Source organism: Methylobacterium sp. WL12 (assembly GCF_008039475.1).
Lineage (GTDB): Bacteria > Pseudomonadota > Alphaproteobacteria > Rhizobiales > Beijerinckiaceae > Methylobacterium > Methylobacterium cerastii.
Window position 1 is genome coordinate 1 of sequence record NZ_VRUW01000134.1, and the last position, 8,299, is coordinate 8,299.

The following is an 8,299-nucleotide window of genomic DNA, read 5'->3' on the forward strand; positions in this document are numbered from 1 at the left end:
CCCGAGAACCCGCCGCCATCCGAGAAGCCGCCGCCGAACCCGCCCGAGGTGCCGCCGCTCCATCCGCCGGAGCCCGGACCCGGCAGGAAGACGATGCCCCCGCCGCGCCCGCTCCCGCCGCGGTTCATGCGCCACGCGACGAACAGGACCAGGAGGAACAGGCCGACGAAGAGCGCCACCTGCGTCGGGTCGACCTCGTCGGCGCGGACCTTCGGCTTGCGCTGCCAGACCTCCGCGTCGCCCGCGAGGATCGAGAGGATGCCGTCGACGCCGGCGGTGATCCCGCCGGCGAAGTCGCCCTCCTTGAAGCGCGGCGTGATCGCGCTGGCGATGATCACGCGGGACAGGGCGTCGGTGAGCGCGCCTTCGAGGCCGTAGCCGACCTCGATGCGGACCTTGCGCTCGGCCGGCGCCACGATCAGCAGGACGCCGTTGTTGGTCTTCGCCTGGCCGATCTTCCACTCGCGGAACAGGCGGTTGCCGTAATCCTCGATCGTGGTGCCCTGCAGGTTCGGCACCGTTGCCACTACCACCTGGTCGGAGGTCTTGTCCTCGTAAGCCTTCAGCTTGGACTCGATCGTCCCGCGCTGCTCCGGCGTGAGGATGCCAGCGGCGTCGACGACCCGTCCGGTCAGCTTGGGGAAGCTCAGCTCCGCGCCGAGCGCAGCCGCCCACAGCCCGACGCAGGCCGCGAGGGCGAGGACGAGGGGGAAGGCGAGGCGCGCGCCGCGCAGCATGCGCGAGGTGCCCTAGAACTTCACGTTGGGCGCACGCTCCGCGTTCGGCGTCGCCGTGAAGGTCTCCATCGGCTTCGATTCCGGATAGAACCACGAGGCGATCCAGCGACCGGGGATGGTGCGGATCTCGGTGTTGTAGGCCTGGACCGAGCCGATGTAGTCGCGCCGCGCCACGGCGATGCGGTTCTCGGTGCCCTCGAGCTGCGACTGCAGCGCCAGGAAGTTCTGGTTCGATTTCAGGTCGGGGTAGGCCTCGACCGTGGCGAGCAGGCGCCCGAGGGCGCCGCTGAGCTGGTTCTGCGCGTCTTGGAACTGCTTGAACTTGGCCGGGTCGGTGATCGTCGAGGCGTCGACCTTGACGCTGGTCGCGTTGGCGCGGGCCTCCGTCACCTTGGTCAGGGTGTCCTGCTCCTGCTTGGCGTAGCCCTTCACCGTCTCGACGAGGTTCGGGATCAGGTCGGCTCGGCGCTGGTACTGGTTCTGCACCTCGCTCCAGGAGGACTTCGCCTGCTCCTCCAGGGTCGGCACGCGGTTGATCGCCCCGCAGCCCGAGAGGCAGGTCGCGAACAGCATCGCGATCAGCGCGCCGGCGACCCGGGCGATGAGGGGGCTGGTTCGCGGCGTCGCGAAATCCGCACTCGACGACATGTCCACCACTCCTGGAAGCTGCATCCGGCCCAGCTTGGCCGTACTTCACGTCCGCGTGAGATAGGGGCTCGGACCCGCCGAGAGAAGGGCCGCGCCGGCTTTCCGCGACGCTCGTCCGGTCCGCCGTCACGGGCCGTGCCCGAGGTTGACAAGGCCACCCCCGCGGTGCGCTGTGCGCGCCATGGATGACACGCCCCATGCTGCGGCTGACAAGCCGCGCGTCGCCATCACCTATTGTACCCAGTGCAACTGGCTCCTGCGGGCCGCCTGGATGGCGCAGGAACTGCTCTCGACCTTCCGAGACGACCTCGGCGAGGTCGCGCTGATCCCGGCGACCGGCGGGGCGTTCTCGATCACCGTGGGCGCCGACACCGTCTGGGAGCGGACCCGCGACGGCGGCTTCCCCGACGTGAAGGTCCTCAAGCAGCGGGTGCGCGACCGGCTCGATCCGGGGCGCGACCTCGGCCATATCGACCGGGCGCGTCCGGAACCGTCTCGATCGGATCCGACCAAGTCCGACCCGCCGAAGTCCGACCCGTGATGGCGCGATGCTTCAGGACCACGCCCCCGCCGCCGAGCCCGGCGAGATCGCGGATGCACCGGTGAGCCCGAGCGAGCTGCCCGCCGCGCCGGTCCGCCGCGGCCCGCCGCCGAACTGGCTCCGGCGGCGCATCGCGCGGCTGGAGCGCAACGGCGCCTCGACGCAGGTCTACCTCGTCGCGCTCGTGATCGCTTTGATCGGGCCGGGCCTGATCTTCACGGCGATCCTGCTCGCCCGCTACGCCTCCGTCGAGCGCGCCCGCTTCGAGCAGGACGCGCGCGAGAACGTGCGCGGCATCGCCCTGTCGGTCGACCGCGACACCGCCGGCCTGGTCTCGGTGCTGCAGACGCTGGCCACCTCGCCACGCCTCAAGGACGGCGAGTTCGAGGCGTTCGACGCCCAGGCGCGCCTCGTCCGCGAGGCGATCGACCTCGACATCATGCTGCGCCGGCCGGACGGGCAGCAGATCGTGAACACCGGGATCAAGCGCGGCGGCATGCTGCCGGTCACCGCCCTGCCGCTCGACAAGGAGGTCGCCTCGGGCACGCAGCGGGCGATGGTGACGGGCTTCCTGCCGGGGCCGATGCCGAGCGACGCGACCTACGCGGTCGCCGTCCCGGTGATGGTGGGCACGAACGTCGCCTACATCCTGAGCTTCAACGCGCCCTTGAGCCGCCTCCAGGCGATCCTCGCCCGAGAGGTGGTGGAAGGCTGGACCACCGGCATCTCCGACCGGCAGGCGCTGGTGCTCGCGCGCCTGCCGGACCCTGGCTCGGTCGTCGGTCGCCCGCGCCTCCAGAGCCTGCGCCAGATCCAGACCGAGACCCCCGGGGTGTGGGAGGGCAAGGACCGGCAGCATCGGCCGGTCGTGGTGGTGGAGGCGCGCTCGCGCCTCACCGGGTGGACGGTCGGCACCAGCATCCCGCAGGCCCTCGTCGACGCCCGGCTCCGGCGCTGGGTCTGGGCCTTCGGCGGATTCGGCCTCCTCGTGCTGGCGACCTCCTCGGCGCTCGCCGTCGTCCTGTGGTCGCGGGTCTCGCGCCCCTTGCGGCAGCTCGCGGCCTCCGGGCCGGCCCTTTCGCGCGGCGAGGCGATCCCCCGCATCGCCTCGCCGGTGCACGAGATCCGCCGGCTCGGCGACGTGCTCACCGACGCGTCCCTGCGCCTCAAGACCCGCGAGGGCGAGCGCGACCGGGCGCTCGCCGACACCCGCCGCGGGCTCTCGGCCCTGCGCGAGAGCGAGGCGCGCTTCCGCCACATGGCCGATTCCGCGCCGGCGCTGATCTGGATGACCGACGAGGACGCGACGATCAGCTTCGCCAACATGCACTTCGAGCACATCTTCGGCATGCCGGCGACGGCCCTGGCCAACGAGGGCTGGCACAAGATCATCCACCCCGACGACCTCGCCGGCTTCTCGACGACCTTCACGGAAGCCTTCGGGGCACGAAAGCCTTTCCGCACCGAGGTCCGCGTGATCGACCGCGACGGCGCGGTGCGCTGGCTGCGCTGCGAGGGCGTGCCGCGCCTCGACGACGGCGGCACCTTCCTCGGCTACACCGGCTGCAACGTCGACATCACCGACGCCAAGTTCGCAGAAGAGCACCTGCTGCTCCTGATCCACGAGCTGAACCACCGGGTGAAGAACACCCTGGCCACCGTGCAGTCGATCGCCAACCAGTCGTTGCGCGGTCTCGAAGGCGCCGAGGCGGACGCGGCCCGCGCGGCCTTCGAGGCCCGCCTGCTGGCGCTCGCCCGCGTCCACGACGTCCTCACCCGCGAGAGCTGGGAGGGGGCCGAGATCGGCACCGTCGTGGCCGACGCGATCCGGCCCCTCGACGCCACCGAGGTCTCGCGCTTCCGGGTCTCCGGGCCGCCCTTACGGCTGCCGCCGCGGATCGCCCTCTCCATCGCCATGGCGCTGCACGAGCTCGGCACCAACGCGGTGAAGTACGGCGCGCTCTCGCGGGAGGGCGGACGCATCGACATCGGCTGGACGATTCGGCGCGACGACGAGGTCTGCCTCACCCTGCAATGGGTCGAGAGCGGTGGGCCGCCGGTCGCCAAGCCCACCCGCACCGGCTTCGGCTCGCGGCTGATCGAGCGCAGCCTCGCCCGCGAGCTCGCCGGCGAGGTCAACCTCGCCTTCGACCCCGGCGGCGTCGTCTGCACGATCGTCGCCCCGGTGCCGCCCCCCGGCCTGCTCGAGCGCAAGGGCGGCACCGACGTGCCGCGGATCGCCCCGCTCCCGCGGCTGGGGTAACGGCGCTCGGGTTTCGGGTGGGGGCGAGGTAGCCGGGTCGGAGAGCCTGTCGGTTTCCTGCCGAATGCCGAAGCTGAACGAGCCTCCGTCCCACCCACCCCTCATCTGACGTGCTTTCGCGAAGCGGAAGCCTCGAAGGAGGCCTTCAGTGGTCGCGTGTCCGGCTGGAGGGCTCCTTCGAGGCCGCTTGCGCTGCACCTCAAAATGAGGGGGGTGGGTGGGGTGAACCGTAGAATATGAAGCCGCCGCGAGCTGATGATCGCGGCGGCGGGTCTTCAGACCGGTGGGGCGTCGGGGCCGGATCAGAACCGGTAGGTGAAGTTGCCCTTCACCGCGTGGTCCTCGGCGCGGGTCCCGACCTGGCCGGTATAGGCGACGCCGAGGGTGGCGGCGGCCGAGACCCGCAGGTCGAGGCCGGCTTCCGCTACCAGGGCATCGCGGTCGATCGGGATGCCGGCGGTGAGGAAGGCCGGGCCGGTGGCGCCGAAGGCGAGCAGCGCGGTGGGCACCACGTCGCCGAAGGCGCGGCGGTAGCCGAGGAGGCCGTGGGCCGAGACCGGCACGCCGAGGCCGAGGTCGAGGCTGGTCTGCGCCCGCACGCCGGCGGTGGCGGTGCCAAGGTCGTAGTCGCGGGCAAAGCCCGTCAGCGCGGCGATGCCGCCGGTCTCGGTGAAGCGGTCGCGGCCGATCGAGACGTAGGCGCCGCCGACGAAGGGCTCGATGTAGGAGAGCGTCGTCACCGGGACCGGGGCGGCGTCCTTGCCGATCGGCGGCGTGGCGCCGCCGAAGACGAACTTGTAGCCGAGTTCGCCGAAACCCTGGATCGTCGAGCCGCCGGTGCGGGCGCTCGGCGTATCGGAGACGCCGGCGAACAGCACCGTCCGGCGCAGGCGCGCCGCGTTGTCGGCGTAGACCGCGCCGAGCCGCAGCGAGACCGGCCCGAGCTCGTACCCGCCGTAGACGCCGCCGAAGCCGCTCTCGATCGAGCCGGATTGCAGGCGGCCGGCCGTGTCGAGGCTGGTCGAAGTGTAGCCGCCGGCGACGCCGACGCGGAAGCCGCTCTCCAGACGCACGTCCGCGCCGAGCACGAAGCCCGAGGTCTGGCGCGACAGGCTCGCCGCGTTGCCGTCGGTGCGGGCCTCGCCGAAGCTGCCGAAGCCCTGGCCCCAGAGCCCGAACACCCGCGGATCGAGGGTGCGGACCGCCACCGGCGTCGGCGCGGCGCGCCGGCCGGGTAGGTCGGCGGTGTAGGCGGCCGGCAGGCGGCCGTAATCGGCCCCGTCCGCGTAGCCCGGCGTCGCGCCCCAGCGCATCCGGTCGAGGATCGCCTCGCGGACGAAGAACGCCGTCTCGAACTCGGCCGAGATCGCGCTGGCATGGATGTCGCCGGTGAGCGCCCGGAATGCGCCGACCGCCTCCGAGGTGGTGAGCCCGACGGTGTGGTCGTAGACGCCGGCGCCGGGGCCGGCGGCCTGGATCGCGTTGGCGACCGCGCCCTGGTTGCGCGTCTGCGCGATCGTCGCGAAGGCGACGTCGTTGCGCGTCAGCGTCAGGTCGACCTCGGTCGGCTGGTAGCGCAGGGTCGGGGTGAGGAAGGCGAAGTTCGCGGTGACGCCCGAGAACTGGCCGGCGACGCCGCCCGCCGCGGTGAGGATCGCGTATTGGGTGCGCGGATCGTAGCTGCCGGCGGCCGCCAGGACCTGCACGGTGCCGCCCGCGAGCGTCGCCGCGCCGCCGACGGCGAGCCGGTCGGACTGCCCGGCGGCGTTGGCCTCGACCTGGAACGTCGAGCCCGCTGCGAACGCCGCGTTGCCCGAGACCGTCAGCGTGCCGATCGAATTGCCCGGCGCCACGGTGCCGCCCGACAGCGCGGTGATGCCGCCGACCGTGCCGGTGCCGCCCAGCAGGCCGCCGCCGTTGACGGTGACGAGGCCGGCGATGGTGCCGTTGGCGTAGAGCGCGCCGCCGCCGCCGATTCCGACGTTGGTGTTCAGCGTGTCGGCGGCGTCCATCCGCAGGGTGCCGGCGACGTTCCCGAAGTAGCCCGCAGCCGAGTACAGGTCGAGGCGGGCCCAGTAGCTCAGGTCCGTCCCGTAGAGGGCGGCGAGCGCGTTGGTCTGGGTGTTGACCAGGATCTGGTTGATCGTGCTCGTCTGCAGCGTGCCGTAGAGGCCGCCGTTCGGGGCGATCGTGCGCGCGGCGGCGGTGCTGCCGCCGTAGAGCGGCGCCAGCAGGATCGAGGCGTCGGGGCCGTTGGCCGGGGCCGCCTCGCGCGGGGCCTGCGCGAAGGTCAGGGTCGGCAGGCCGTAGGTCAGGCGCGCCTGGTAGAGCGCTTGGTTGGCGGCCGAGGGCAGGTAGGGGTTGTTCACGGTGTTGGCCGCGCTCGCCGCGCAGGCCGCGACGGTGTTGCCGCACTGCGCCGCCTCGTAGGCCTGCAACTCGGCCGCCGCCTTGGTGAACAGGCCCGGCACGTTGATCGCCGTGCCGGTCGTGGCCGCGTTGTTGACGTAGGCCGGGTTGGTGAAGGCCTGGGCGAGGTCGTAGGCCGAGAACGCCCGCGAGGCGATGATGTCGAGCGGGTAGTGGACGCCGAGCACGATGCGGCTGTTGCCGTAGTCCGACGCGCGCAGCAGCATGTTCTGGTACTGCTGCGGCACCAGCATCGCGAGCAGGTATCCGTCGGTATAGGCGTACTGCGTGTGGCCGCTCGGGAAGGACGGGTTGGTGGCGATGCCGCTCAGTGCCGTCGGGTCGAAGACGTTGTAGCGGGCCTGCGCGACCTGGATCGGACGCGAGGAGCCGTAGACGTCCTGGCCGGCTTGCGTGTTGCGCACGCCGTAGGCGAGGTCGAGGACGCTGTCGGAGCGGTTGGGCAGGGTGCCGGTCGTCCCGGCCGCACCGGCGGGGGATCCGGCGGGGATCGTGTAGGGACCGGTGGGCAGGGTGTAGCCGGCGGGCGCCACCGCCGGCACCGGCACGTAGCCGGCCGGCGTTGTGCTCGGGTTCGTCGCCGCGCCGTTGGCGAAGTAGTTCTTCGCGACGCCGAGGTCGGCGCTGAACACGCTGTAGGCCTGGTTCAGCAGGTTGAAGGTGCCGGTCAGCGGCCCGGAGGTCGCGTTGCTCGCGCGGATGCCGGTCTGGTAGATCGCGCCGAGCTGCGGCCCGAGGCCGCCGACGGGCTGGACGGGGCTCAGGCCGCCCGCGCTCTGCGGCGCCTGCGACGGCAGGCCGCCGGCGATGTTGTCGGCCGGCCCGAGGTTGACGCGGGTCCCATTGGCGAGGGTGATCGTCGTGGCGAAGGCGGCGCTGCCCGGCAGCGCCTTGTCGCTGATCGCCTTCTGCTGGTCGGCGACCGAGGCACCCTGGTTCTGGGCGATCGCCTGCGAGAGGTTGAGCTGCAGCGTCTGCTGGCCGACGGTCGTTCCGTTGAGGCCGAGGAACGGGCCGAGCAGGTTCAGCACGTTCACGTTCGACGGCGTCGTGTTGACGGTCTGCGCCTGCGCTGTGCCGGCCCCGTAAGTCGCGACCATCACCGTGATGATCGACACGCCCTGCTTGAAGTCCATGATTCGCCCCCTCGCGCCGCTCGTCGCGCTCGATGGCGAAGGACTATCGAACTCTAAGGCCGAGTCTTCGTCATAATCCAGTCACAATATTCACGCCGATCCAGCGTTGCCGGAAAGCAACATTCAAGAATACAACGTCGGCTAAGGACCAGGATTGGTGTCGGCCATCCATGGCGTGACTTGGCGCTACTAGGCGCGCCGCGACGGCGTCAGGCGCAGCCCGGGCGCGGGGCGTTCGAGCAGCACTTCGCGGCGGAAGCGCACGAGCCGCGCAGGACGGCCGGCGGTGCCGCTGGTGACGCCCTCGGTCTCCTCCACCAGCCCCTGCTGCGCCACCAGGCGGCGGAAGTTCTGCTTGTGGAGCTGCGCACCCGACAACGCCTCGACGGTGCGCTGGAGCTGCAGCAGCGTGAAGTGCGGCGGCATCAGCTCGAACACCACCGGGCGATACTTGATCTTGCCGCGCAGGCGCCCGATCGCGGTGGCGAGCACCCGGCGGTGGTCGAAGGCCATCGGCACGCCGGTGGGGTCGCCGGGGCGGGCG

The 8,299-nt window shown here is 71.7% G+C and carries 5 protein-coding genes and 1 pseudogene; 2 read left to right on the top strand and 4 right to left on the bottom strand.

Features of this window, described 5'->3' with window-relative positions; translation table 11 throughout:
• On the bottom strand, positions 1-737 hold a 737-nt coding region (locus tag FV226_RS26060; protein WP_147765206.1), incomplete at its 3' end, for a TPM domain-containing protein.
• 12 nt (positions 738-749) lie between these two features.
• On the bottom strand, positions 750-1,310 hold the full coding sequence (locus FV226_RS26065) for a LemA family protein (RefSeq protein ID WP_238272725.1): 561 nt from the start codon (positions 1,308-1,310) through the stop codon (positions 750-752).
• 256 nt (positions 1,311-1,566) lie between these two features.
• On the opposite strand from FV226_RS26065, the gene FV226_RS26070 reads away from it, so the two are divergent.
• Positions 1,567-1,926 (top strand): SelT/SelW/SelH family protein, encoded by a 360-nt coding sequence (locus FV226_RS26070; RefSeq protein ID WP_147753458.1) that lies wholly within the window; start codon positions 1,567-1,569, stop codon positions 1,924-1,926.
• 7 nt (positions 1,927-1,933) lie between these two features.
• On the top strand, positions 1,934-4,189 hold the full coding sequence (locus FV226_RS26075) for an HWE histidine kinase domain-containing protein (protein ID WP_147753459.1): 2,256 nt from the start codon (positions 1,934-1,936) through the stop codon (positions 4,187-4,189).
• Positions 4,190-4,491: 302 nt separating this feature from the next.
• Here FV226_RS26075 and FV226_RS26080 read toward each other — a convergent pair whose 3' ends face one another.
• A complete protein-coding gene (locus FV226_RS26080) occupies positions 4,492-7,755 on the bottom strand; it encodes an autotransporter domain-containing protein (RefSeq protein ID WP_147765207.1) in 3,264 nt (1,087 codons plus the stop codon).
• A 189-nt stretch (positions 7,756-7,944) separates the two neighbouring features.
• Positions 7,945-8,299, bottom strand: a pseudogene (locus FV226_RS26085) (hypothetical protein); the annotation flags it as partial.

Excerpts from the sequence above, each read along its gene's own strand:
- FV226_RS26065 (WP_238272725.1), bottom strand. The coding sequence starts at position 1,310 with ATGCTGTTCGCGACCTGCCTCTCGGGCTGCGGGGCGATCAACCGCGTG.
- FV226_RS26070 (WP_147753458.1), top strand. The coding sequence starts at position 1,567 with ATGGATGACACGCCCCATGCTGCGGCTGACAAGCCGCGCGTCGCCATC.
- FV226_RS26075 (WP_147753459.1), top strand. The coding sequence starts at position 1,934 with ATGCTTCAGGACCACGCCCCCGCCGCCGAGCCCGGCGAGATCGCGGAT.
- FV226_RS26080 (WP_147765207.1), bottom strand. The coding sequence starts at position 7,755 with ATGGACTTCAAGCAGGGCGTGTCGATCATCACGGTGATGGTCGCGACT.